The 22,572-nt window shown below is 43.3% G+C and carries 27 protein-coding genes and 1 pseudogene; 16 read left to right on the top strand and 12 right to left on the bottom strand.

Going from position 1 to position 22,572, the window contains the following annotated elements; all coding sequences use genetic code 11:
* Positions 1 to 243 precede the first annotated feature (243 nt).
* The 4 genes from Q0438_RS02895 to Q0438_RS02880 all read left to right on the top strand — a co-directional run bounded on the left by Q0438_RS02895 (position 244) and on the right by Q0438_RS02880 (position 3,068).
* Positions 244 to 576: a hypothetical protein gene (locus Q0438_RS02895; protein ID WP_299187179.1), complete on the top strand. Its 333-nt coding sequence runs from the start codon at positions 244 to 246 to the stop codon at positions 574 to 576.
* Positions 577 to 1,256: 680 nt separating this feature from the next.
* Positions 1,257 to 1,424 (top strand): hypothetical protein, encoded by a 168-nt coding sequence (locus Q0438_RS02890; protein ID WP_291938627.1) that lies wholly within the window; start codon positions 1,257 to 1,259, stop codon positions 1,422 to 1,424.
* 9 nt (positions 1,425 to 1,433) lie between these two features.
* Positions 1,434 to 2,171 carry a disulfide bond formation protein B gene (locus tag Q0438_RS02885; RefSeq protein WP_299187176.1) on the top strand — a complete coding sequence of 246 codons (738 nt, stop codon included), beginning with the start codon at positions 1,434 to 1,436 and terminating at the stop codon, positions 2,169 to 2,171.
* A 9-nt stretch (positions 2,172 to 2,180) separates the two neighbouring features.
* Complete coding sequence (locus Q0438_RS02880) at positions 2,181 to 3,068, top strand: hypothetical protein (RefSeq protein ID WP_299187173.1); 888 nt, start codon at positions 2,181 to 2,183, stop codon at positions 3,066 to 3,068.
* A gap of 26 nt (positions 3,069 to 3,094) precedes the next feature.
* On the opposite strand, the gene Q0438_RS02875 is transcribed toward Q0438_RS02880, so the two are convergent.
* The 8 genes from Q0438_RS02875 to Q0438_RS02840 form a co-directional block, all read right to left on the bottom strand.
* On the bottom strand, positions 3,095 to 5,803 hold the full coding sequence (locus Q0438_RS02875) for an ATP-dependent RecD-like DNA helicase (RefSeq protein WP_299187170.1): 2,709 nt from the start codon (positions 5,801 to 5,803) through the stop codon (positions 3,095 to 3,097).
* 113 nt (positions 5,804 to 5,916) lie between these two features.
* Positions 5,917 to 6,804 carry an NrfD/PsrC family molybdoenzyme membrane anchor subunit gene (nrfD, locus tag Q0438_RS02870; RefSeq protein WP_299187167.1) on the bottom strand — a complete coding sequence of 296 codons (888 nt, stop codon included), beginning with the start codon at positions 6,802 to 6,804 and terminating at the stop codon, positions 5,917 to 5,919.
* A gap of 2 nt (positions 6,805 to 6,806) precedes the next feature.
* Positions 6,807 to 7,454: a molecular chaperone gene (locus tag Q0438_RS02865; protein WP_299187165.1), complete on the bottom strand. Its 648-nt coding sequence runs from the start codon at positions 7,452 to 7,454 to the stop codon at positions 6,807 to 6,809.
* 10 nt (positions 7,455 to 7,464) lie between these two features.
* Complete coding sequence (locus Q0438_RS02860) at positions 7,465 to 8,016, bottom strand: 4Fe-4S dicluster domain-containing protein (protein WP_297882056.1); 552 nt, start codon at positions 8,014 to 8,016, stop codon at positions 7,465 to 7,467.
* A 1-nt stretch (position 8,017) separates the two neighbouring features.
* Positions 8,018 to 10,309: a molybdopterin-dependent oxidoreductase gene (locus Q0438_RS02855; protein WP_299187163.1), complete on the bottom strand. Its 2,292-nt coding sequence runs from the start codon at positions 10,307 to 10,309 to the stop codon at positions 8,018 to 8,020.
* Positions 10,310 to 10,331: 22 nt separating this feature from the next.
* A complete protein-coding gene (locus Q0438_RS02850; protein WP_299187161.1) occupies positions 10,332 to 11,228 on the bottom strand; it encodes a hypothetical protein in 897 nt (298 codons plus the stop codon).
* Positions 11,229 to 11,239: 11 nt separating this feature from the next.
* Positions 11,240 to 11,953: a disulfide bond formation protein B gene (locus Q0438_RS02845; RefSeq protein ID WP_299187158.1), complete on the bottom strand. Its 714-nt coding sequence runs from the start codon at positions 11,951 to 11,953 to the stop codon at positions 11,240 to 11,242.
* A gap of 9 nt (positions 11,954 to 11,962) precedes the next feature.
* Positions 11,963 to 12,130: a hypothetical protein gene (locus tag Q0438_RS02840; RefSeq protein ID WP_299187155.1), complete on the bottom strand. Its 168-nt coding sequence runs from the start codon at positions 12,128 to 12,130 to the stop codon at positions 11,963 to 11,965.
* Positions 12,131 to 12,443: 313 nt separating this feature from the next.
* Here Q0438_RS02840 and Q0438_RS02835 point away from each other — a divergent pair, with 313 nt between their 5' ends.
* Positions 12,444 to 13,595 carry a hypothetical protein gene (locus Q0438_RS02835; protein WP_299187152.1) on the top strand — a complete coding sequence of 384 codons (1,152 nt, stop codon included), beginning with the start codon at positions 12,444 to 12,446 and terminating at the stop codon, positions 13,593 to 13,595.
* Between the two features lie 88 nt (positions 13,596 to 13,683).
* Here the strand turns inward: Q0438_RS02835 and Q0438_RS02830 are convergent, their stop codons facing one another.
* The 4 genes from Q0438_RS02830 to Q0438_RS02815 all read right to left on the bottom strand — a co-directional run bounded on the left by Q0438_RS02830 (position 13,684) and on the right by Q0438_RS02815 (position 17,533).
* The gene (locus Q0438_RS02830; RefSeq protein WP_299187150.1) at positions 13,684 to 14,277 is read right to left on the bottom strand and encodes an effector protein; all 594 of its coding nucleotides are present in this window, start codon (positions 14,275 to 14,277) and stop codon (positions 13,684 to 13,686) included.
* Positions 14,278 to 14,752: 475 nt separating this feature from the next.
* Positions 14,753 to 15,466 carry a rhodanese-like domain-containing protein gene (locus tag Q0438_RS02825; protein WP_299187147.1) on the bottom strand — a complete coding sequence of 238 codons (714 nt, stop codon included), beginning with the start codon at positions 15,464 to 15,466 and terminating at the stop codon, positions 14,753 to 14,755.
* 323 nt (positions 15,467 to 15,789) lie between these two features.
* On the bottom strand, positions 15,790 to 16,119 hold the full coding sequence (locus tag Q0438_RS02820) for a hypothetical protein (protein ID WP_299187144.1): 330 nt from the start codon (positions 16,117 to 16,119) through the stop codon (positions 15,790 to 15,792).
* Positions 16,120 to 16,201: 82 nt separating this feature from the next.
* Positions 16,202 to 17,533: a hypothetical protein gene (locus tag Q0438_RS02815; protein WP_299187141.1), complete on the bottom strand. Its 1,332-nt coding sequence runs from the start codon at positions 17,531 to 17,533 to the stop codon at positions 16,202 to 16,204.
* Between the two features lie 279 nt (positions 17,534 to 17,812).
* Between Q0438_RS02815 and rpsJ the strand changes: the two genes are divergently transcribed.
* From rpsJ to rpsQ, 11 genes and pseudogenes are all read left to right on the top strand, one after another.
* Positions 17,813 to 18,124, top strand: a complete 312-nt coding sequence (gene rpsJ / locus Q0438_RS02810; RefSeq protein ID WP_291939283.1) for a 30S ribosomal protein S10 — start codon at positions 17,813 to 17,815, stop codon at positions 18,122 to 18,124.
* 11 nt (positions 18,125 to 18,135) lie between these two features.
* Positions 18,136 to 18,714 (top strand): 50S ribosomal protein L3, encoded by a 579-nt coding sequence (rplC, locus tag Q0438_RS02805; RefSeq protein WP_299187139.1) that lies wholly within the window; start codon positions 18,136 to 18,138, stop codon positions 18,712 to 18,714.
* Entirely contained in the window at positions 18,711 to 19,325 is a 615-nt protein-coding gene (gene rplD, locus Q0438_RS02800; protein ID WP_299187138.1) for a 50S ribosomal protein L4, read from the top strand. The genes rplC and rplD overlap by 4 nt, the downstream gene beginning before the upstream one ends.
* 1 nt (position 19,326) lies before the next feature.
* Complete coding sequence (locus tag Q0438_RS02795; protein ID WP_177387640.1) at positions 19,327 to 19,608, top strand: 50S ribosomal protein L23; 282 nt, start codon at positions 19,327 to 19,329, stop codon at positions 19,606 to 19,608.
* 1 nt (position 19,609) lies between these two features.
* Entirely contained in the window at positions 19,610 to 20,440 is an 831-nt protein-coding gene (gene rplB, locus Q0438_RS02790) for a 50S ribosomal protein L2 (protein ID WP_297880593.1), read from the top strand.
* 2 nt (positions 20,441 to 20,442) lie between these two features.
* Positions 20,443 to 20,724 (top strand): 30S ribosomal protein S19, encoded by a 282-nt coding sequence (rpsS, locus tag Q0438_RS02785; protein WP_005869002.1) that lies wholly within the window; start codon positions 20,443 to 20,445, stop codon positions 20,722 to 20,724.
* A gap of 9 nt (positions 20,725 to 20,733) precedes the next feature.
* Positions 20,734 to 21,045, top strand: a pseudogene (rplV, locus tag Q0438_RS02780) (50S ribosomal protein L22); the annotation flags it as partial.
* A 21-nt stretch (positions 21,046 to 21,066) separates the two neighbouring features.
* The gene (gene rpsC / locus Q0438_RS02775; protein ID WP_005868997.1) at positions 21,067 to 21,762 is read left to right on the top strand and encodes a 30S ribosomal protein S3; all 696 of its coding nucleotides are present in this window, start codon (positions 21,067 to 21,069) and stop codon (positions 21,760 to 21,762) included.
* Between the two features lie 2 nt (positions 21,763 to 21,764).
* The gene (gene rplP / locus Q0438_RS02770; protein WP_005868996.1) at positions 21,765 to 22,190 is read left to right on the top strand and encodes a 50S ribosomal protein L16; all 426 of its coding nucleotides are present in this window, start codon (positions 21,765 to 21,767) and stop codon (positions 22,188 to 22,190) included.
* Positions 22,177 to 22,359 (top strand): 50S ribosomal protein L29, encoded by a 183-nt coding sequence (rpmC, locus tag Q0438_RS02765; RefSeq protein ID WP_005868995.1) that lies wholly within the window; start codon positions 22,177 to 22,179, stop codon positions 22,357 to 22,359. The genes rplP and rpmC overlap by 14 nt, the downstream gene beginning before the upstream one ends.
* A 9-nt stretch (positions 22,360 to 22,368) precedes the next feature.
* Positions 22,369 to 22,572, top strand: a 204-nt coding sequence (rpsQ, locus tag Q0438_RS02760; RefSeq protein ID WP_299187136.1) for a 30S ribosomal protein S17, incomplete at its 3' end; no start/stop codon positions are given.

Raw genomic sequence — 22,572 nt, 5'->3', positions numbered from 1 at the left:
CGTATAGTACGAGAGCTTTTTTCGCGCCCGCTTCCTTCATATACTGCCCGATATGCTCCTCTTTGCCCTTGCCGAATTCTATCCTCACGGGGTTGCAAAAACTAAAATTTGTCATCTTTTCTCCTTTAACTAAAGTTGCTAAATTATAGCCTTTTTTAAAATTTTGCGGTAGCACGATAGTCCAAATTCCTTGCCCAATCGTGCAAATTTAAATATAACCCGCGTAAATTTAAAGGAGCTTAGATGAACAAAGCAGATAAAATTTTAAAAGACGCCGCAAAGATCACCGGCGAGCTGTATCTCGCCTATGGATACGTTCAGACGCCTATGCAAGCGCTTAGCTTCTACTGCCAAAGCGAGCCCTCGGACTTCACGCGACGATCTATAAGCCCAGCGCGTGCTTGTGCCTGCGCGACGGCAAAATGGTGGAATTTAGGGCAAGCAGTATCGCTACGACATGTAAAAATTCCTGCAATACTGCGCCAAGCCCGCTTGATTTTCAAAAGCGCATTAGGTTGCAGGAAGCCAATATATCTTACAAAACGGCGATACGACGGCGTCGCAGGAGGCCTTTGACATCGGGTACGAAAGCCCGCCGCAGTTCGGCAGGGAGTACGCGAGGATGTTTGGCATGCCGCCCAAAGCCCACGCGCAGACACTTCGCGACTAAGAAGCGGGTAAAATTAAAGCGGTCGGCTTGGGCGAGCTTTGTAAAATTTCAAAATTTCATTGCGCAATGCAAGCCGAAATAACCGCACAATAAAACAGCATCCGCAACCGACATAAACCGATTGCAAGGTATTGCTTGCTATCAACGAGGCGGCGTCCGCTACCGAAATGAGCACTCAGTAGGGGGAAAACGCGGTGCAAGAATACAGCCTAAACGTAAGAAGATAGACATAATGCAAGAGACCGCTCCGCCGCAAGAAAAACGGATGCGCCCCAGCGATGATTGCCCCCACTCGCTTGCCGCTGCGCCAAAAGTCATTGTTCATCTTCTTGCTAATTTTATAATTTCAATCGCGTGGCGTTTTATCGCGCGACTCGCACAAGCAAAATCAGACTAATCGAAATGCTTTAGATAAATTTAAATCAAGCTGAAATAGAAAAAATTTTCTTAAAAATAGCTATTTTAGTATCATAAAATTTCATAAAAAATTTATTTACACTGATAAAAACATAATTTTTAATATATGTCTAATAAGCAAAATAGTAATATTTTCACAATATTAAATTTCAACGAAAAAGGAGAAAGCATGGAATTTTTGATGGTTCTGATGTTTTTCGTCGCGGGCCTTTTGTTGTGGTTTAGACCTGAGAAAAAGCGCGCGGTTATGGGCTTTGGTATCGCAGGCATCGCGATACTCGTCATCATGATGGCATGGGTGAATAAATTTGCCGTCGTGCCTATGGGAAATTTTTAGGAGCGAGTAATGGAAAATCAAAATTTCGCGAACGGCTCCGAAAATTTGCCGAGCTGGGGCGAAGATGAAAAGCGGTTTTTCAATCTTTTCGCCCTTGCCGCCCTCGCCCTCATCGCCCTACCCGTAGGTATCGCGTGTTTGGTTTTGGGCTTTGGCATGGGCGATAGCCCCTGCATCATGTGCTGGCACGAGAGATTTTGCATGGTCGCGATCTCATTCGTGGCTTTGCTGATCGTTAGATACGGATTTACTGTCAAATACCTAGCCGCGATCCTCTTTTTAGCGTGCCTTGGGCTATACGACGGCTTTTTGCACTACAGCCTTGACGGCACCGGCGGCGGCTACCTCGACATCAAGCAGGGCTTCGGGCTCGAAATTTTAGGCGCGCACACGCAGTTTTGGGTCGTAGTGGTGCATTTTTGCGTCATTATATTTTTGGGCGTGATTTTGCTGCTAGGCAAAAACGTAGGCAAAATAATGCAAAAAAGCGAGGAAGGCGCATACGGTGCGGTTCTGCCGAGCTTCGCGCTAGGCAAGATAGCCGTGGCGGCCTTTGCGATCATCATGGCTTTTAACTGCGTTCAGGCTTTTATCACGGCAGGTCCTCCGCCCTATCTGGCCTCCGCGACGCCTTCGCGTATGAGCGTCGATCCGTCAAAGTGGTTTTGGGAGCTTGATCACTGGGAGGAAACCGAAATTGACTTCCGCGAAAGCTGGAATCCAAAACTACCGAATTTACCGAAGTGAGGTCGCGATATGAGAAAAATTTTAACCTTAACCCTTTTGTGCGCTGCACTGGCGCTGGGCGGCGAATTTAATCTAAATCCTGCGGACGGCGCAGTGGCAAATTTAACGCCGTTACGCAAAAGCGGCGAGATAACGTTAAATTTAAACAACAATAATCCCGTCACGGGGCTTGACTACGATGCGGCGAGCGGAAGCTTCTTACTCGGTACGTTAAAATTTGAGCTCTACGAAATGGACGGCGAGCTAAAAACCGCAAAAAGCTATCTACGAAGTACGCCCGATTGGATAATGCAGATGGAAGAGACCGTCGCGGCGAGCTTTTTTAAAGGCTCCGTAGGGCTCATGAGCTATAATAAAACCTATGAGTTTTTCAAACCCGCACCGAATCAAAGCAAAGAGGAAGCAAACAAGGCGTGGCGCTATCTGCACGACGGATATGAAAATTTCACGCTCGATTTCAAGGATCGCTACTCTACCGTGCGCGCTAAGCAGCAGTTTATCCTCTCGTGGGATCACTCGGATTTCTACGGCGAGTTTTTCGTCGCTAGCGTGCCGGATAATATAAGGCAAAGCTGGAGCGTAGCGAGCTTTAGCGATGCCGACAATCTACTCTCGAGCGAGTTCGTGCCGAGCTTCGATAAGGCTCTCGGCGTAAAGGACGGCAGGGATATAAACGACTACTATGTCACGGGTATGGATGCGCAAGGCGAGTTTGTTTATTTACTCTCGAAGCAATACTCAAGCATCCTAAAGCTTGATCCGCGCAGCAGAAAGATCGTGGAGATTTATAGCTTTGAAGGCGCGAGCGATGCCCATGCGCTCGCTATCAAAGAGGGCAAATTCTACGTCGTGTCCAGAGAGAACGGCGTGAATAAAATTTTTATTTTTGAGAGGTGAAATTTAAGCCGTCTTTTGGGCGGCTTTTATTTCTTTAATTTCTGCAAAAAATCAATATCTTTATTGCTGTTTCTTTTTTTGAAGCTTTCTAGAATTTTCTTTTCGACTTCCGGCGACCAATATATTTGTAGATTTTCCTTCGCCCTGGTTATCGCTGTATAAAAAATATTATGCGTTATCATCTCATCAACTTCGCTACTTATTACTACTTTTACGGTTTTGTACTCCAAACCTTGTGCTTTATGAATTGAAATGGCGTATGCCACATGGAACGGCACAACAGTTTCTTCATCATTATTTTCAGGATTCCCCTCCTCATCAGCCGTTCCGTATTGATTAACATAAAATTTTATCACCGATTTATCGCTATTCTCCAATAGCTCAAAATCATACTTTTGTGCATCTAGTCCAGTTATTGATTTTTCAAGTTCGATACTAAACCAAATTCGTCTTTCCGCAAGCTCAATATTAACAATTCTTCCTTTCATATTATTGTAAATAAGCGGTTTAAATCTTTCTACCTCATTAAACAAAATAGGATCGCCGATCTTATATCTATGAAGACCCCACTCTACAGCTTTTGCTTTATTGTTTTCTTGCAAAATAGTATTTAGATTATTAATGCCATATAATCCATCGTAATTAAGACATAAAACAATCTCATCATCACCAGCTTCAAAGCTTAAATCTTCTAATTTTTGCGAATAGCTTTCTCGTTGCAAAATTTCACTAATACAATCACCAAGGTTTCTTACTTCATTCCAAAGTTTTAAAAGTTTTTTATCTTTTGTTCTATACGTTTCATTTAGCTCAAAAGTTACTTTTTGAAGAAAATTTTGAGCGATTTTAAACCAATTGCCGAACGATATCGCCTCTATCTGATATATGTCTCCCACTAAAAGAATGAGTTCAAAGTCCACTTTATTTAATGTTTTTTGCATATCATCATTGCTGATAGTACTACACTCATCAATAATTAAAACATCACACTTTGTATCTGTACCCGCTATTAATTTAGCGACTGTTTTAAATTCACTATTTAGGCTCGTGGCAATACGTCTTTTTAAATTATCTACGGCAGTATTTGTATTGGCCAAAAATATTTTACTATGTTCTTTAAAAAAGCGCGAGATATAATCAATTAAAGTTGTTTTGCCCGTACCCGCTGCGCCATAAATCAAGGCGACTTTTGATTTCTCAAATAGATTAATAACAATATTTTCCTTTTCTTTATTGTCAATTAGCATCGAATTTTTCTTTATCCACTCTTTTGCAGAATTTGAGTAGTTTTGAATACCGCTCTGCGTCAATTTGTCAAGCGCATCAATAATTTCGATAGATTTTTCGACATATTCTTTGATATAAAAGTGACTTTGAAATTCCTCAATTCTCCTGCCAGTATGCCCTTTTGGATTCTTTTCGTTTCCTGACCATAATTTTGAGTTAAATTGAAATCTTAGATTATCTATATTGTTGAAATTAAATTCCTTTTTATCAACAAACAGGCTTCCACTATTTTCAATCCTACTTTTTACTGCTCTAGCAAATAATTCATGCTCTCTTCCACCTGTATCTATACATTCTAACAAATCATAAAAGTTAGGATTGTGATTTATTAAAGATGTAGCAAACGGCATTTGCTCAAAGGGAAGGCATTTTGAATTTAGCTTTAAACCCGATAAGCATCTATCTTCATTATTTGGAAGTTGCTTTTTTATTACTTGATTACGTAAGTTGTGCAGTAAATACCTAATTGTATTTCTACCATCTTTGGTAGCCGCCTTTACCTTATCTAAAATATCAAAAATATGCGAAACTTGTCCTTTAGAAATAATGTTTCTTTTTATATCTTGGTAATCATAGCTATCAATCAAATCGACTAGGCTAATTTTATTCCATGTCAAAAATCGCATTAATTCTTTATATTCGCTTGTTCTATTTATTTTTTGACTACATTCAAAAATCTTACCAAAATTTTGCAATTCAGCTGGTCTAATAGCAACCTCCCAGCTGTGAATGATTTTTACCTGTAGTGATTTGTTTAGAATTTCTATATTTTCATTACGAATCCATAAATTGACAGCATAATTATCAAAAATTCTAAATTTACAAAATGCAATTAATTTATCAAATTTGCTAAAATTATCAACAGCATTAACAAATGTTACCTCATAATAAATTTGTTCTTTTACTATAAAGGGCTTTACCTTTGTCACATAGTAAGCATTGCTTTCTTTGTCGGAATTACTTAAAACATTTTTATTTTCTATCTTTTCTACAATTTTTTCATAGTATTCCATAAATTTCTTATCTAAATTAAGCGGGAATTTGTCAATATTTCTAAGTACTTCAATATTGTATCGCTCTCTTAAAAAATTTTTACACTCGACCAAATACATAAAATACTTAAGCATTAAACGTTCGGATGAATTTTCACTAAGCGTGTAATGCGAGACAGATTTATCTAAAAAATTATGGAAACGAATTAAAAAAGTAAAATTTCCGCCCTTTGATTTGATATATTTAATAGCATTTTCATTAATTGTCTGCTGATGCTCATTGGTATCTATTTTTTCTTCGTCGGAGTGAATTTTTTGAAAAATATACTCTACTAAATTTCTAAGCTGAGATAAGATAGCTTGGCTAACAAATCCTCGCTCGTCACGCAAGTTATTATTTGCAAGATTTTTATCTATGTTTTCACAGGTTCTTAAAATTTGATCGTCAAAATCCATTTTTAATCCTTCAATAAAACGTTTGTTGATTTTATCACTTTTTTTAGAAAATAATTCTTAAGATAAACTTTAAAAGGTCGGGCGGGCGCCCGACCAGTATCAGAAAGGAGGAGTTAAAATATATAAACCGCGCCGAGCACGATAAACGCTCTTAGGCAAAAGCCGCCCACAAGCACGCCGTATTCGTTATAAACACAGCTTTTTACCTCCTCGCCGCCGTGCGCGCAGACGCTGCCGTCCGCATTCACACTGCAACTGCGAAGCATAAATTTGCTTCCGCCCAACAGCGGTAGTGCAAGCCCAAATACGACAAAGCCTATCCAAAACATCGGCGCAAGCGAGCCGCTGACTATCTTGGTTACGCTCGCCATACCCGCGGCCTCGCTTTTTACGCTCGCAAATAGCGCTAACACCGCAACGATCTCAAGCACAACTAACGCGACGTGAAATTTATGCGCGCAGTGGCTTAGGCCGTGCCCGGCATTTAGCGTAGCGGCGGCATTTGCGCTAAGCCCCGTAGAGATCGCAGAGATCGTAAATAAAATCGGCAGCCACACGCTAGCCCAAAGCGGGATCGCCTTTACGACGTAAAGCAGTAGCCCCGTATATCCCATCACTCCAAGCGCCAAAATAGCTCCGAGCGTGAGCATCATATCGCAAATTTTACCGCTCTTTTTGATCTGCAAAAGCACCAAAACGCTGATTACGATAAAAAACGTAAGCAGGTATGTACCTATGCTCATCATCGAAACCGGGCGCGTGTAGAGCTGTAAAATTTTAAGAGGATTTATCGCGGCGCTCGGCGCCAAGTCAAACAGCAAAAGTGCGGTTCCTATTATCACCGTTACTGGCGCGAGCAGAAAGCCGAATTTATAAAACCTCTCGTTTAATGAACCCAAAAAGCCTTTATAAGCCAAAGCCGAGCACAAAAATGCCCCGGCGCCTAAACCGCCTAAAAATAGATAGATGACTATGAGCCATCCCCAAGTCGTCTGTACCATCGTCATTCCTTTAAATTTTTAAAAATTTCAGGATCTTTTAGCGCACTTTTCAGCGCATCCATCTCGCTATTTAAGTAGAGATTTAAAAAGCCCCCGAAGTTCTTCCAAACGTCTAAATTTGCATGCTCATTGCAACGAGCGGCAAATTTGCAAAACCACTGTGACGGATGAGCGGCGATAAATTCCGCCTTTTTACGCAGAATTTCGTTAAATTTAGCCTCATCCTCCGCTTTTAGCGCGCTAAAACTTAGAAAATAAAGATATTGCAGCTCGTACCCGATGAAATCGTCGGGAAATTTATCAAGCTGCGCATCCTCGAGTTTTAGCCCCGAGCTTTCATAAAAGCTTCGCACCTGCATCGTCTTTGCCCCAAACATCGTTTGATAGTCGAAATACACCGACTCGTAAGGCTCGGCTTTGGGGCGCTTAGGACCTACGAAGAGCCTATTGAATTCGTAGCGAATTTCATCGATTAAGCTTGACTCGCTTTTGCATTCGGCAAATTCGAGGATAAACTTATGCTCTTTAAGCTTAGGCGCGAAATCCTGCGCCAAATTTAAAAGCTCGTTCAAATTTTCACCGGTAAGAGGCACCAAAAATATCTGCCTCAAAAAGTCCTCGATGCAAAGGCTCTGCTTTAAATTACGCATCTTTTTATCCTTAGTGGATAAACTCGTTGCGCTTCATGCGAGGATAGAAGCGGATGTTTGGCTTCGTAAAAAATCGCTTAAAGCCCGGCATCTCTTTCTCCATCCCCGCACTATCGCTTACGTCGCTATCGACTAGCTTTAGCACGTCACAAGGACAGCCCGCCACGCACGCAGGCTCCTCGCCACGCTCGAGCTTCTCGGCGCAGAGATTGCACTTTTGCGCTTTGCCGTCTTTACCTTTAGTTATAGAGCCATAAGGACAGGCTACGATGCAGTATCCGCAACCGATGCATTTATCGTGCAGCGGCTGAACGACGCCGTTTTCAAGCTTAATGTAAGCTCCCACGGGACAAACATCCATACACGCAGGCTCTTCACAATGGTGGCACGAATGCGAGATGAAAATTTCCTTTTCGATCTCGTCTTCATGGATGAGCATCATATCGACGTGGCGCCAGTTGATGTCGGGGTCTTGGTTATGATAGACCTGACATGAAATTTCACACGCCTTACAACCTATGCAAAAGTTGTAATCAAATAAAAATCCTTGTTTTCGTTTCATTTTATGCCTCCTGTTTCGCAGCTTTTTTTACTTCACAAAAGCTTGCGGTATAGGTCGATCCGTTGCCCAAATCGCTCACTCCGTCCGAGCAAAGGATGTTTGCTCCAGTGCGAGATTTGGTTACTTTAACCCAGATATTATTCCATGCATAGACGATGCCCGGCTGCATCTGATTGGTCTCAACCGCCGTAAATATCGCCGTGCCCTTTTCATTCGTAGCTTCGACCGTATCGCCCTCTTTGATACCGCGCGCCAGCATATCCTCGCGCGTCATAAATAGCTCGGCGTTACCCTTTACAATGACGCGTTTTAGGATGTAAGGCATATTGCCCCAGTTTGAGTTATCCTGAAGCTGCGTTCCCGGCGTCATAAAATAAAGCGGATATTTTTTCAAATAATCTTTGCCGAAATTTTTATGCCTTTCGTAGTAATCCCAATCGTCGTCAAGATCGATCACCGGATGATAGCCTGCGTCCTTGAAAGCTTCGGAGTAGAGCTCGCACTTGCCGCTTTTAGTGCCGAATACCAGCTTGTTCTTCGGCGCATAAGGGTAGTAAGGGAACTGATCTTTCATCGTCTCAGGCGTCCTAAACGGTTTGATCCAGCCCACGCTCTTTAGCTTTTCGTAGGTGATATTTTGCTTTTTGGCAAATTCCGTATCCAAAAACCTCCTGCAAACCGTCTCGCTATCCCAATCAAAGCACTCCTCTTTATATCCCATCGCCTTGGCTAGAGCGTTAAAAAATTCCAAATTCGTCTTGGCTTCGCCCAGCGGCTTGACGCTTTGGGCGTTGTAGCAGACGTAGCCCGAAATTTGATCGTTTTGAATATCTTCGCTCTCCATAAAGGTAACGCCCGGCAATACGTAGTCAGCGTAATCGCAGGTGTCGGTATCGTAAGGATCGATGACTACCAAGAAAAAATCGTCGTCCATCACGCGTTTTTTGATTAAATTCGTATTGGGCGCCGTTACCATCAAATTTGAGTTATAGTTGATACAGGCTCGAATTACCGTATTTATCGGCTTACCTAGATAGGTCGGATTTTCCTTTTGGATACCTTTGCCAAATTCTATATAGCTTATTTGCTGGCGCTCTATCTTTTTGCCTTCCGCGTCTTTCGGCGAAAGATCTGGCATGCAGTTATCGAAGTTAAAGCAGCCCTTTACGTGCACGTAAGCCCAGAATAATCCGCCGCCAAGTTTTGTAAGGCAACCCGTAAGTACCGGCAAGAAAGTAACCGCTCGCACGAGCCTTGCGCCGTTAAAGTGCCTTTGCCCGCCGTCGCCGTGCATAATGGCAGGCGCTTTGGCGTGGGCGTATTCTCGCGCAAAAACCTTGATCTGATCGACGCTTGCGCCGCACATATCGCTTAGCTCGCCATAGGTGTAGAGGCTACACTCTTTAACCAGCTCGTCAAAGCCCATCGTATATTTTTCTACAAATTCGTGATCGTAGAGATCCTCCTCTATCAGCACCTTACACACCGCTAGACAAAACGCAGGATCGCTTGAAGGCTTTAGTTGGATAAACATATCGGCTTGGTTTGCGAGCGGAATTCTGATCGTATTTATGACGATGATCTTGCCGCCTCGTTTTTTGACGCGGTGGGCAAATCTAATCCAGTGCACCGCCGTATAGGCTTCGTTTGAGCCCCAGCTGATATACATATCGCTCTCATCGACTTCCAGCGCGTCTTTTGAAAAGTCCGTGCCGATGACGCTCGGCGTGCCCGCATAGCGCGGCCAGTCGCATGGATTGCGCACAAGCCTCGTAGCGCCGTATTTTTCAAAGAAATTTCCAGACGAAATAGTCTTTGAGATATGCCCTTCGTTGCCCGAATAGACAAATTCCGTCATCGCCTCGCCGCCGTATTTTGCCTTGATCTCGGTAAGCTTCGCGGCTATCTCTTTTAGCGCTTGATCCCAGCTGATACGCTCCCACTTGCCCTCACACTTTTTACCGACGCGCTTCATTGGATACATTATGCGATCGGCGTTGTATAGGTGCATCGCGTAGGTATGTCCTTTGACGCAGACCGTGCCTTGCGTTAGAGGGTGCTTCGGATCGCCCTTGATGCTAACCATCTTGCCGTCTTTGATCTCTGCAATCATCGAACAGGCGTCGCGGCAGTTTCTAGGACAGGTGAGGTAGTGATACTCTACGCCCTGCTCGTTTTTATAGGATTTCGGTTTAAAATCCACCTCAAACTGCTCCATACCAAATAGGCTTGGAGAGGCTCCCGCCGTAGCTAGAGCCGCTCCCGCGCCTTTTAAGAAAGAACGTCTTTGCATCTCTTCTCCTTAAATGTGGGCTTTATTTCATATCGTATATGAAAACTTTATTTTCTTTGCCTTCGCGCGAAAAAACATAAAATTTGCCGTCCTTCACCGCAAGCGCCCTCGCGTTTGCCGCTCCGCTAAAACTATATGCATCCTCAATTGCATGCGTTTGTAAATTTAACTTTAAAATGGTTGAGAAATTTTTACTCAAAAGATAAACGGCGTCAGGCTGAGCGTCGATACCCGTGACGTAGTATTCGCCTAGGCTCCTGCTCTCTTTTAGCTTTAAATTTGAGCCGATTTGCGGAATAAACTCCTCCAAAATCATCTTATCGTCGCCGTCAAACACCGCCACGCTCCAATAATCCCTCACGTCATTAGGCACGGACGCAACGATAAATTTATTCGCAGCCGCGTCGTAATCCCAGCCGAGGATATATTGCTGCTTTGCTCGAAGTGTGGAGAAGCGCCCTTTGTTGCCGAGATCGTTTAGCTTCCATTTATCCCAGCCCTCGGTCAAGTGCCTCCACTGGCTGTTTTGCTCCTCTGCGCCCAGCCCATCCGTAGGCTCATAAAAGACGAAGGTTTTATTAAAGCTTATCATGCCGAGCTCATTTTTATACCACGCAGCACCCACGGTCGCCTCCATCTCCATTATAAAGTGGCGATCGTGCTTGCCGTATCTAAGCGGCTTTAAATTTTCGTCCGCAACGTAGAATTCGTTATTTTTAGAAACCAGCGCGAACTGCTTTTTATCTGCGTCGTAGTCCGCTCCCGTAATCGGCGCGTCGTTTTGTAAGCTTAAACTCACTTCAGCACTCGGTGCGCCGAGCTCCTTCACGCCCTCGAGCGCGCCCGCTTTGCTATCGAGATTAAACTCAAACCCAAACGCCAGAGCTGCTAGCGCCGTAAAAATCATCAGCTTTTTCATCTTTTTGCTCCTTAGTTTGGCAGATCCGGAAGCTCCGGATTCCAATCGAATCTAAAATCAAGCGCGCTTTGCCAGTGATCTTTTTCCCAAAACCATTTTGCAGGATCAAGACTTAATCTAGCCGGCGTACTAGAGCCCAGATACGGCGGCGGGCCTGAGACGATGAAAGCCTGCGCGCAGTTTGCGGCGATGATGACGATGAAGATTAAATTTGCAATCTTGCCCAGAGGCAGATAGCGCAAAAACTCGCCGTATTCGCCGCTCGCGCTCTTTTTCATTATCTCGCCTAAATTTTTGCTACACAAAAATATGACCGCCAAAAATGCGATCACGCAAAAATCTACGACGATGACCCAAAGCTGCGTGTGTGCACCTAAAATTTCAAGCCCGAAGCCCTGTTTTATATCGAGATAGCCACCGAACGTACCGTCAAGGCTATAATGGATAAAGCCGTTGAACATCCCCCAACAAGCCATCAGTAAAAGCGCTGCGATGTAGCCGGGTCTTAGGCCGTATCTAAGGATAAAAAGTGCGATAAGGCTGATGGCTATCATCGTGATCCTCTCCGACCAGCACATAACGCACGGGCTATCTCCCATGCCAAAGCCCAGTATCAAACAGGCTATACCGACAGGAAGCGCCACGAGGGCGATGATGGCTAGCGACATTAGGTTAAAAAATCCTCGCTCGGCGGCGGGAATTTGATTTTGTTCTAAATTTTGCATATCGTCCTCCTAAAAGTTGCCTACAGGCACAACGACCCATAAATTTACGTAAAATTCCAGTGCGATCAATATTACGCAACCGACTGCCGCACAGCCCGTAGCTAAATTTTTCATCTGCGGCTTAAAATATAATATAAGCCCGCTGATCAAAAATAGCGTCAAAATAAGAAATTCCATTTCAAACCGTCCTTTCCTAATAAAATTTAATTCTAAGCATGCCTATTCTTAAAGAAATAATATAATTTTATTTATTAATTCTAGTTTAAAAAATAGATTTTTTTATTCATATTAAATTTTTTGTATAAAATTTTCCTATAAAAAAATCTATTTTTATAAATTATTTTATTATATTTAAGCTAATATTAAAAATATGATTGAAATTTTATAAATTATTTTACTCGCTAATATTTTTTATCCTTAAGATAAAATTTAAAACAACTTAAACAAATGTTGTGTAATATTTCAACAAAATTTTAACCTAAGGCGAAATATGGAAAATATATTTTTAGAATCTTACGACGTATTTAAGGTATCGAAAAATGCGAGCAAGCTAAAAATTTACAACGACTTTCTAAGAGACAACAAAAGATACTCCGTAACGCGCTGCTACTATGTCATAGTCGTGGATAATACCTTTTTGACCTACTCGCATTTGATGATTTATGAGGAGCTGCTTTATCTTCTGTATTCGCAGAACAAGCTAAAAAACGGCGATTTTTCACTGACACTCAAAAAATCGGAGCTGGCGAAAAAATTTAAGACCGATATCACAAAAAGCGCTACCGAGACGATAAAGCGCTTTTATGAGATGCAGCAGGTCAAAATCACTATTTTCGTAAAAGACAAAGTCGAAAAACAGATGAATATTATAGAGCGCATTGACGCGCCGCAAAGCGAAAAATACGGTGATATCCCCGACGAGATCAATATCTCGCTAAATTCCGAGTTCGTGCGGCTCTACCGCTGTGCGTATCTGGATAAGATCGAGTATTTAAATAGCTTTGATATCGAACAGGGCAGCTTCATCCGCTACTTCATGCAGCACGAGCTGGACGGCGGCGTCAAAAGCTCTGCGATTATCGATAAAATGGGCATTACGACGTATCTGCCTTTTACTTATAAAAAGCGCTTCGAGCAAGAGATCGCAAGAGTGAGCTTTTACTATAAAAACGAGAAATTTTGCATAAAAGACGGCTTTGTTGTCATCGAAAACCACGAAAACAAGGCGATAGATAATCAAAACGCGTCGATTGAGCTTTTCGGCGTGATATACGAGCAGATAACGCAAAACTGCACCAAATCCGTTACGCTAAATGAGCAAAATTTAGCGAAGTATTACGCGCGCTTCGGTAGATTTGAGACGAGCCAGACAGTATTTAAAATTCTAAGCAACATGGAGCTCATGCTAAATCAATCGATGCAGAAAGAAAACGCGAAGATCGCCTGCTTTTCGCACTTTTTCGAAAGTATCGTTTGTAAAAACGGCGAGGAATTTGAAATTTTGATCGAGCTGAATCAAAAGGGTTTTGAGTATATCGTATCGCGTAGTGCAAATTTGGACTTTTGGAACGTCGAAGCCGCAGACTACGGACTCACGCCGTACCCTGCAAATAGCTGTGCGACAAACGGCAAACTGGGATAAATTTAAGAGGGCAAATTTAAAATTTAGCCGCAAAACGCGTGAGCGCACCCGCCGCACCTAGGACAACTCGCGGGCAAAATTTTAAAATTTACTCCTGCGTCCTTAGCTCGGCGATGAGCTCGTCAAGCTCGCCGCTGTTTTGCGCGCTCAAAAGTCGCTCGTTTATGAGCTGCATTTGCGCTGAAAACTCGCTACCAAGCATATCTGCGACGAAATTTTCGCTCTCGCTCTCATCCGTCACCGGATACATATCGCGCCAGATGTCGGTTATCCACCAGCCGCACTTCGAGACGCAGGCGAAGTCCTTTAAAACGCCCGTCTTTAGCTTCATCATCACTTCGTCGGTTTGCTTGATCTCGCTTGCGACGAAGTCCCTGTGGATGCCGTCTAGGCAGGTAAAAATGCGGTGTCCTAGGCTTTGGACGCTGTTTTCGGAGCAGATCCTAAACTGAAAGATGCTATCTTTAAAATTTAGATCGGATAAGCAGATTGGATGCTTTTGAGTAAAATTCGGAAACGAATCAAAGCTCCTATCGTCGATGCTAAGCGCCCAGTTGGAGCTTGGATTTTTGCGAGTGAACTCGCCAAAACTTAGTCTGATAAATTCTTTATAGCTTAGCTCTTCGGCGGTGAAAAAATCGTAGTTAGCGCAGTTCGCAGCTTTAAAATATTTAAATTTCATGATCCCTCCCATAAAATACCGCTTCAAATTTACTCAAAACAGCATTTTATCATTTTGCGGGATTTATTTTTATTAATCCGAATAAATTTAATCAAGAATTTACGGGGTTCAAAACTCTCGAAAAGCTTCTAGTTATGTTTTTAGTGAAATTTACGCATGTTGGAAATTAAATTCGCTGAAATTTAAAATTTTTGAAAGATTTCGCTGCTTGGAACTTCGCACCGCAAATTCCAAAGTAAAATTTTACGCCAAACCCATACGCGCAGAATTTTGCTCGCGAGAGGGCTTCGCCAAATACGGCATAGAATATCTATCTAAAATCTTGCGGATTTGCGGCGTCTAAATTTACGCGCCGCACACGAAGTTAAATTTTGCATCTCGCGTCGCAAAATAAACAACCATCAAATTATAAAAAATTTGCAAATTTATAAAATTCGGGCTTTTAAAATTTCGCTTCAAAAGCCCGAATTCTAATTTACTTCACCAGCTCGTAGTTATACTCTTTCGTGCCGTCGAGTAGATTTGTGACGTTGTAGCCTCGCTCGTTTAGGGCTTTGGCGAGCTTGGCGCTGCGGTTGCCGCTGTAGCAGTGCGTGATTATCCTTTTGCCTTTGTTGGCCTCAAGCACGTCCTTGTAGTTTTCTAAAGGCTCGCCGTATGGGATATTTATCGCGCCCTTCATATGCCCCGCATCGTAGTCCTGCTTCTGCCTAGCGTCGATGATCAGCACGTTCGGCTCATTCGCTATTTTCAAAAACCCCTCCGCGTTTATGCTGCCGACCTTATACAGCTCGTAGTCGTACTGCTTCACGCCAGGCGCGTTCATAAGCACATTGAAGCCCTTTTGTTTAAGCAGATCAAGCGCCTTGCCGCTGCGGTTACCCGTATTGCAATAAAGCACGACGTTTTTATCTTTATAGGCGTTTATCTCGTCCAGCCTGTTTTCCAGCTCTCCAAGCGGGATATTGATCGCGTGCTTTACGTGGCCTGCAGCGTACTCATCCGCGCCTCTGACGTCGATGACTAGATAATTTTCTTTCGCTCTATCATCCTCCTGCAGCGCCGATAGCGACGCGCCGCTTATAGCGTAGCCGTTAGGCTGCTGCGTCTCGGCGCTGCAAGTCGCGAAAGATCCTAATGCCGCCAGCAAAACCGCGCTTTTTAAAATTTTGTGAGAAATAAATTTCATATGTTTCCTTTAAATTTTAGCTTTTTAAGCGGGGGATTATATCAAAAAATTCATCTTTAGCGGTTGGGTTTTGGAATTCGCAAGTGTGATCCACCGGATATATTGCGTGCCCAATATCTATAATGGCGCTATTTTCAAGAGAGGAAATTTTTAGTTCTTAGATTGTTTTAAGGATATTTAATCTAGTCGCAGCCGCTTCCTCTCCCGTGTTTTTCTGAATTATGATATTCGCCTCGTAAAATTTACTTAAGCGTCGAGATTTAAAATTTGAGTTTTAAACAATCTCTTATAGAATTCGATGTTTAAAATTTTTTAATTTCGGGCTATTGAGCGGAATTTTGAGTTGCCTCGTACTTTTCGATAAAGCTTCGCCCCTTATCGCAGAGGCGATAGATGAAAATTTTCGACGCCTTGCCCGCATCAAAGCTCGTATCCTTAATACTCTCGCGCTCTAGATAGCCACAGTTTTTATGGATGATATCAAGAGTCGATTTGATTGAGGTGTAGTTGCGTCCGCTCGCAGCCGCAAACTCGTTCACGGGTCTCATAAACTCCGCATCGCTTTGCTTGTTGCGGCACAAAAGCCCCTCCTCTCCTTGCGCGGCGACTAATTTTAACGTATCGTAGATGAGTTTGTCTTGCAATTTTACCATAAAAATTCCTTACCTAATTGATATATAACTCTCAAAATTATAGCACAATTTCTGCATTTTTATGATATAAAATTTCAAATATCTAAAAGCTGAGCGCAAATTCGTGAAAGGGCAGGACGTCGCAGCGTATCCCCTCGATCTCGAGCCTGCCGGAGTTTGCCATAGAAACGACCTTTAGACTCGTGATGCCGAGCCTCTTGAGCACGCTTAAAATTTTACGAAATTTTAAAAAGATAATGTCCGCGTCGCTGAAAGGGATGACGAGAACCCCCATTTTTAGACTTGGTAGGTAAAAATCCAGCTCTTTTGTATAAAAAATCGGCGTATTCAGCCCCAAAAGCTCGCAGAAAAGGACGTTGGCAAATTTTTTGGAGAAGTCCTTTTTGCTCGTTAAAATTTCGCGCATATTAAAATGCGAAAAATATAGCTTTTTTGCGCGCGCAGGCTCGCCCGCCTTGCTTAAAAATCTGATAAAATTTTCCCGCTCAAGCTTGGCGATGGTGCCGTATACGGCGTCTTTTGAGATCTTGATGCGCGGCTTTAGCGCGGTGTAAATTTTATTTGCGCTAAATGCGGTGTGGACAGAGCTTAGGCACTCTTTGAGGATTAAAATTTCCGTGCGGCTAAAGTTTGCCGTAAGCAGCCTCTGCTCGAATTCTAAAATTTCAGCGGGGGTTATGAAGGGGTTTTTTGCGCCACCGCCTTGAGCCAAAAATGCCGAAATCATCGAGTTTATCTCATTGTGGCGCTTGTCGAAGGCGATAAATTCTTCAAACGAAAGCGGCAAAAGCTCAAGCCGCTCAAAACCCGGCAGCAGCAACTCTCTATCGCGAGTAGAGATGATGAAGCGCTCCAAATTTAGCCCCTCGGCGAAGCTTTGAAGCGATGAAATTTCAAAATCGGCGCTACTAAAATTATCCAGAAAAAGCGATGAAATTTGCTCGTTGACCGCCAAAAACTCCTTGATCTCGCGAAAGAAATTCTCGCTCCTGTTTTTTATGCCACCCGACTCCGCATTTTTTGCATTGTTTAAGCCGTTTGCGCTTTCATTTTTTGTATCTGTATTTTTTATGGCGGCGCGGTAAAATTCATCTATATCCGAAATATCCGCATCGAGCGTAGTTTCTCCGCTTATTTCATTCTCATTCGCTTCGCCACCGTTTGTATTATCCGCGCTATTTTTAACCGCAGCGATAGTGCCGCTTGCTACCATATCCTCAAGGCGTAGATCGGCTAAATTTAGATACAAAATTTCATCTTTTTTAAGTTCTGAAATTTCATTTTTCAACACGGCGCTTTTGCCGGAATTTAGCACTCCATAGATTATGGTTTTGGCAGAGCCGATACCTCTTTTGCGCGGGATAAAGCCCGCAAATTCCGGTGGATTTTCGTAAAAAAATTTTAGATCATTCATGGCGAGTATTTTAAAATTTTCCTTATTAAAAGGAAATAAATCTGAAAAATCCTATGAAATTTTTATATCTATTTCAAATTTATCTAAAATTTTTGTATTGAAAATTTCCAGCACCCTAAAAATTTTCGAAATTCTATATATTTTTCCTTATTAAAAGGAAATATTTCCATAAAATTTGGCTATTTTCTTGACAAAAAGGGAGCGCTTTTATATAATGTGCGTCTTTTGTTTGAAACAAAAGGTCGCGCGTTGCGACAAGTTCTTTTTAAGGAAAAGCAGATGCAAAAAATTAGGTTGAAACTCAAGGCATATGACCATAGAGTTTTAGATCGCACGGTTGCGGCCATAGTAGAAGCCGTCAAAAGAACGGGTGCGGATGTAAGAGGCCCTGTTCCTATGCCCACAAAGATCAAGCGCTACACAGTTTTAAGATCTCCACACGTAAATAAAGACTCTAGAGAGCAGTTTGAGATGAAGATCCACGCTCGTATGCTAGATATCGTAGCGGCGACTCCGGACACGGTTGATTCGCTAACTAAGCTTGATTTGGCTCCGGAAGTCAACGTTGAAGTTCACGCAATGGGCAAATAAGGGGTAAAACAATGGAATATATCGTAGAAAAAATAGGTATGAGTAGGACGATCGACACGAGCAGCACGCCCGTGACTCTTTTGCGACTTATTAATACCAAAATTTGCGAAGTTTGCGATGAGAAAAAAGCTATCGTAGCCTACGCAGACGGCAAAGCGTATAACAAAGCTATCGCCGGAATTCAAAAGAAATATAGCCTAAGCAAGGAATTTAATAAATTTGCGACTCTAAGCTTAGAAAATGCCGAGCTTGGCGATCAAAATTTAGATGTTTTGAGCGGAGCTAAGATCGTAAAAGTAAGCTTCAGATCCAAGGGCAAGGGCTATCAGGGCGTTATTAAGCGCCATGGCTTTGCTGGTGGTCCTGCAGCGCACGGTAGCCGCTTTCACCGAAGACCGGGCTCAATCGGCAACTGCGAGTGGCCGGGTCGCGTTCAGCCGGGTATGAAGATGTCCGGACACACCGGCAACGAGATGATCACTGCCAAAAACGAGGTCGTGAGCTTCGACGCCGAGAACAAAATTTTAGTGCTTAAAGGCTCGGTTCCTGGATTTAACGGCGCAATGGGCAGAATAAGGATAGTAAAATGAGTAAAGTAAGCGTGCTTAACGAAAAACTAGAAAAAGCAAGCGAAATTGAAATTCCTGCGAAATTTTCGGAGGTCAATTCGCACAATCTATATTTGTATGTCAAATCTTACCTTGCTTCGCTCCGCGCAAATACGGCGAAAGTAAAAACTCGCACCGAGGTTAGCGGCGGCGGTAAAAAACCGTGGCGACAAAAGGGTCGCGGCGGCGCACGCGCAGGCTCAACTAGAACTAACGTCTGGGTAGGCGGCGCGGTCGCATTCGGTCCGACTAACGAGCGAAATTACGAGCAGAAGGTCAATAAAAAGCAAAAACGCCTTGCGCTGGAATTTGCCATCAATGAGAAAGCAAACGAGGGTAAAATTTTTATATTCGACGATTTAGAGCTAAAAAGCGGCAAGACTAAAGACGCGGCAAATTTTATTAAGAAACTGGGCGTTAGAGATGCGCTGATCGTTAAAAACGAGCTAGACGCACAAACTCTTTTGGCCTATAGAAATCTTAAAAATTGCTATGTCGTCGATGCAAGCGAGGTCAATGCTTACCTAATCGCAGTTTACGGCTCGGTCGTATTCGAAAAAGCGGCATTTGAATCAATAGTGAAAGAGGACTAAAATGGCAGATATAACAGATATCAAAACGATCCTTTATACGGAAAAGTCTCTCGGTCTTCAAGAAAACGGCGTGGTCGTTATCCAAACTAGCCCGTCGGTTACGAAAAACGGACTAAAGAGCGTTTTAAAGAACTATTTCGGGATCACTCCGCTAAAGATAAATTCTTTAAGACAGGACGGCAAGGTAAAAAGATTTAGAGGTAAAATGGGCGCTAGAAACGATGTGAAAAAATTCTACGTCAAGCTACCTGAAGGCGCAAGCCTAGAAAGCGTGGAGGCGTAAAATGGCGATTAAAACTTATAAACCGTATACTCCAAGTAGAAGATTTATGACAGGGCTTAGCAGCGAGGATATCACTGCAAAAGCTAGTGTTAGAGGTTTGCTTGTTAAAATTCCTGCCGCAGCCGGAAGGAACAATAACGGTCGCATTACCAGTCGCCATAAACAAGCAGGAGCCGCTAAGCTTTATAGAATTATCGATTTTAAGCGAAATAAATTCGGCGTTGCCGGCAAGGTTGAGGCAATCGAATACGATCCGAATCGCAACTGCCGTATCGCATTGATCTCATACGCAGACGGCGAGAAGCGCTACATTATCAAGCCTAACGATCTTAATGTGGGCGACGTAGTAGCCGCTGCCGAGGGCGGATTAGATATTAAACCCGGCAATGCTATGAAGATGAAAAACATCCCTGTGGGAACTATCCTGCATAATATCGAGTTAAAACCCGGCAAAGGTGCTCAAATGGCACGTAGCGCCGGAGGTTATGCTCAGCTTATGGGCAAAGAGGAAAAATACGTCATTTTGCGTCTGCCTAGCGGCGAGATGAGAAGAGTGCTTGCAGAGTGCATGGCTAGTATCGGCGTAGTGGGTAACGAAGAGTGGGCAAACGTCGTCATCGGCAAAGCCGGACGCAATCGCCACAGAGGAATCCGTCCTCAAACCAGAGGTTCTGCAATGAACCCGGTAGATCACCCGCACGGCGGTGGCGAGGGTAAGAAAAATTCCGGCCGCCATCCAGTAACTCCGTGGGGCAAACCGACGAAGGGCTATAAAACTCGCCATAAAAAAGCGAGCGATAAGCTTATAATTTCAAGAAGGAAAGGAAAATAAAAATGGCTAGATCGCTAAAAAAAGGTCCTTTCGTAGATGATCACGTAATGAAAAAAGTCGTTGCGGCAAAGAAAGCCGGCGATAACAAACCGATCAAGACTTGGTCGAGACGAAGCACGATCGTGCCTGAGATGATCGGACTTACGTTTAACGTTCATAACGGAAAGAATTTTATCCCGGTTTACGTCACCGAGCATCATATCGGTTATAAATTAGGCGAGTTCGCTCCTACACGCACTTTCAAGGGCCACAAAGGCTCCGTGCAGAAAAAGATCGGCAAGTAAGGATAGAATATGAGTAAATCAACTATTAAATTTGTTCGCCTTTCGCCGACAAAAGCAAGACTTATCGCAAAACAAATTCAAGGCATGAATGCGGAATTTGCCCTTGCTACTTTGGAATTTACGCCTAATCGCGGCGCGAAATATATCGCGACGGCGATTTCAAGCGCGGTCGCAAACGGCGGCTTTGAGCCTGAAGAGGTCGTAGTTACCAGCTGCCGAGTGGATGCTGGCCCCGTACTTAAGAGATTTCGTCCGCGCGCCAGAGGTACGGCTAGCCGTATCCGCAAGCCTACTTCGCACATTATCGTCGAAGTAGCAAAACCAAGTAAGAAGGAAGCGTAAATGGGACAGAAAGTAAATCCGATCGGTTTAAGATTAGGAATTAATCGAAATTGGGAGTCTAGATGGTTTCCTTCTAAAGCGACGCTTTCCGAGAGTATCGGCGAGGATTATAAGATCCGCAAATTTTTAAAAGCTAAGCTTTATTATGCGGGAATTAGCCAAATTCTTATCGAAAGAACGGCTAAGAAAATTCGCGTAACGATCGTAGCCGCAAGACCGGGTATCATCATCGGCAAAAAAGGCGGCGAGGTTGAAAATTTAAGAAGTGAAGTCGTTAAGCTAGTCAACAAAGACATAGCCATTAATATCAAAGAGGAGCGCAAAGTAGGCTCGAACGCACTTTTGGCTGCGGAAAACGTAGCTATGCAGTTAGAGCGCCGCGTTGCATTCCGCCGCGCTATGAAAAAGGTCATCCAAGGCGCTCAAAAAGCAGGCGCAAAGGGAATTAAAATTTGCGTCGCAGGTCGCTTAGGCGGCGCTGAGATGGCTAGAACCGAATGGTATTTAGAAGGACGCGTTCCGCTTCATACTCTAAGGGCTAGGATCGATTACGGCTTTGCCGAAGCACATACGACTTACGGTAATATCGGCATTAAGGTTTGGATCTTTAAGGGTGAAATTTTACAAAAAGGCATCCAGGCTGAAAAGACCGATGATGCGCCTAAAAAAACACGCAGACCAAGAAGAGGTAAATAGTTATGTTGATGCCAAAAAGAACAAAATACCGCAAGATGATGAAAGGTCGCAATCGCGGCTATGCGACGAGAGGAAATTCCTTGACGTTCGGCGATTTCGGTATCAAAGCGGTAGAGGCGGGTAGGGTAAATTCTCGCCAGATCGAAGCGGCTCGTGTCGCGATGACGCGCTTCGTGAATCGTCAAGCTAAAATTTGGATTAAGGTATTCCCAGACAAACCGCTTACCAAAAAGCCTCTACAAACTCGTATGGGTAAGGGTAAGAGCGGCGTAGAAGAGTGGGTAATGAATATAAAACCGGGCAGGATCATTTTCGAGATGACCGGCGTTAGCGAAGAGGTTGCTAAAGAGGCGCTTATGCTTTCGATTCATAAACTACCTTTTAAAACGAAAATCGTAAGTAGGGAAAGCGAAAATGAAATATACTGATTTGAAAGATAAAGATTTGGCTGAGCTAAATTCTATGTTGAAACAAAGTAAGTTGCTTTTATTTACGGCTAGACAAAAGCTAAAAACTATGCAGCTAAGCAATCCTAACGAGATTCGCGCTATCAAAAAAGATATCGCTAGAATCAACACCGCTATTAAAGCGAAATAAGGATAGGTTATGGCATTTAAAAGAGAAATTCAAGGCGTAGTCGTAAAGAAGGCGGGCGATAAAACAGCTACCGTTTTGGTAGAAAGAAGGGTTATGCACCCTAGATATAGAAAGATCGTAAAAAGATTTAAAAAATATCTGATCCACGATGAGAACAACGTCGTAAAGATCGGCGATACCATATCTGCGATCGAGTGCAGACCGCTAAGCGCT

The sequence above is a fragment of the uncultured Campylobacter sp. genome, from assembly GCF_938030785.1.
Taxonomy (GTDB): Bacteria; Campylobacterota; Campylobacteria; order Campylobacterales; family Campylobacteraceae; genus Campylobacter_B.
Note: the sequence above shows the minus strand (reverse complement) of the source record. Positions and strands in the feature narration are given on the sequence as shown.

Coding starts and splice junctions, on each gene's coding strand:
- rpsC (WP_005868997.1), top strand. CDS start 21,067: ATGGGACAGAAAGTAAATCCGATCGGTTTAAGATTAGGAATTAATCGA.
- rpsJ (WP_291939283.1), top strand. CDS start 17,813: ATGCAAAAAATTAGGTTGAAACTCAAGGCATATGACCATAGAGTTTTA.
- Q0438_RS02875 (WP_299187170.1), bottom strand. CDS start 5,803: ATGGATTTTGACGATCAAATTTTAAGAACCTGTGAAAACATAGATAAA.
- Q0438_RS02820 (WP_299187144.1), bottom strand. CDS start 16,119: ATGGTAAAATTGCAAGACAAACTCATCTACGATACGTTAAAATTAGTC.
- Q0438_RS02860 (WP_297882056.1), bottom strand. CDS start 8,016: ATGAAACGAAAACAAGGATTTTTATTTGATTACAACTTTTGCATAGGT.
- Q0438_RS02795 (WP_177387640.1), top strand. CDS start 19,327: ATGGCAGATATAACAGATATCAAAACGATCCTTTATACGGAAAAGTCT.
- Q0438_RS02825 (WP_299187147.1), bottom strand. CDS start 15,466: ATGAAATTTATTTCTCACAAAATTTTAAAAAGCGCGGTTTTGCTGGCG.
- Q0438_RS02845 (WP_299187158.1), bottom strand. CDS start 11,953: ATGCAAAATTTAGAACAAAATCAAATTCCCGCCGCCGAGCGAGGATTT.
- rplB (WP_297880593.1), top strand. CDS start 19,610: ATGGCGATTAAAACTTATAAACCGTATACTCCAAGTAGAAGATTTATG.
- Q0438_RS02835 (WP_299187152.1), top strand. CDS start 12,444: ATGGAAAATATATTTTTAGAATCTTACGACGTATTTAAGGTATCGAAA.
- Q0438_RS02830 (WP_299187150.1), bottom strand. CDS start 14,277: ATGAAATTTAAATATTTTAAAGCTGCGAACTGCGCTAACTACGATTTT.
- Q0438_RS02895 (WP_299187179.1), top strand. CDS start 244: ATGAACAAAGCAGATAAAATTTTAAAAGACGCCGCAAAGATCACCGGC.
- rplP (WP_005868996.1), top strand. CDS start 21,765: ATGTTGATGCCAAAAAGAACAAAATACCGCAAGATGATGAAAGGTCGC.
- Q0438_RS02850 (WP_299187161.1), bottom strand. CDS start 11,228: ATGAAAAAGCTGATGATTTTTACGGCGCTAGCAGCTCTGGCGTTTGGG.
- Q0438_RS02880 (WP_299187173.1), top strand. CDS start 2,181: ATGAGAAAAATTTTAACCTTAACCCTTTTGTGCGCTGCACTGGCGCTG.
- Q0438_RS02890 (WP_291938627.1), top strand. CDS start 1,257: ATGGAATTTTTGATGGTTCTGATGTTTTTCGTCGCGGGCCTTTTGTTG.
- rplC (WP_299187139.1), top strand. CDS start 18,136: ATGGAATATATCGTAGAAAAAATAGGTATGAGTAGGACGATCGACACG.
- nrfD (WP_299187167.1), bottom strand. CDS start 6,804: ATGGTACAGACGACTTGGGGATGGCTCATAGTCATCTATCTATTTTTA.
- Q0438_RS02855 (WP_299187163.1), bottom strand. CDS start 10,309: ATGCAAAGACGTTCTTTCTTAAAAGGCGCGGGAGCGGCTCTAGCTACG.
- rplD (WP_299187138.1), top strand. CDS start 18,711: ATGAGTAAAGTAAGCGTGCTTAACGAAAAACTAGAAAAAGCAAGCGAA.
- Q0438_RS02815 (WP_299187141.1), bottom strand. CDS start 17,533: ATGAATGATCTAAAATTTTTTTACGAAAATCCACCGGAATTTGCGGGC.
- rpmC (WP_005868995.1), top strand. CDS start 22,177: ATGAAATATACTGATTTGAAAGATAAAGATTTGGCTGAGCTAAATTCT.
- Q0438_RS02885 (WP_299187176.1), top strand. CDS start 1,434: ATGGAAAATCAAAATTTCGCGAACGGCTCCGAAAATTTGCCGAGCTGG.
- Q0438_RS02865 (WP_299187165.1), bottom strand. CDS start 7,454: ATGCGTAATTTAAAGCAGAGCCTTTGCATCGAGGACTTTTTGAGGCAG.
- rpsS (WP_005869002.1), top strand. CDS start 20,443: ATGGCTAGATCGCTAAAAAAAGGTCCTTTCGTAGATGATCACGTAATG.
- Q0438_RS02840 (WP_299187155.1), bottom strand. CDS start 12,130: ATGGAATTTCTTATTTTGACGCTATTTTTGATCAGCGGGCTTATATTA.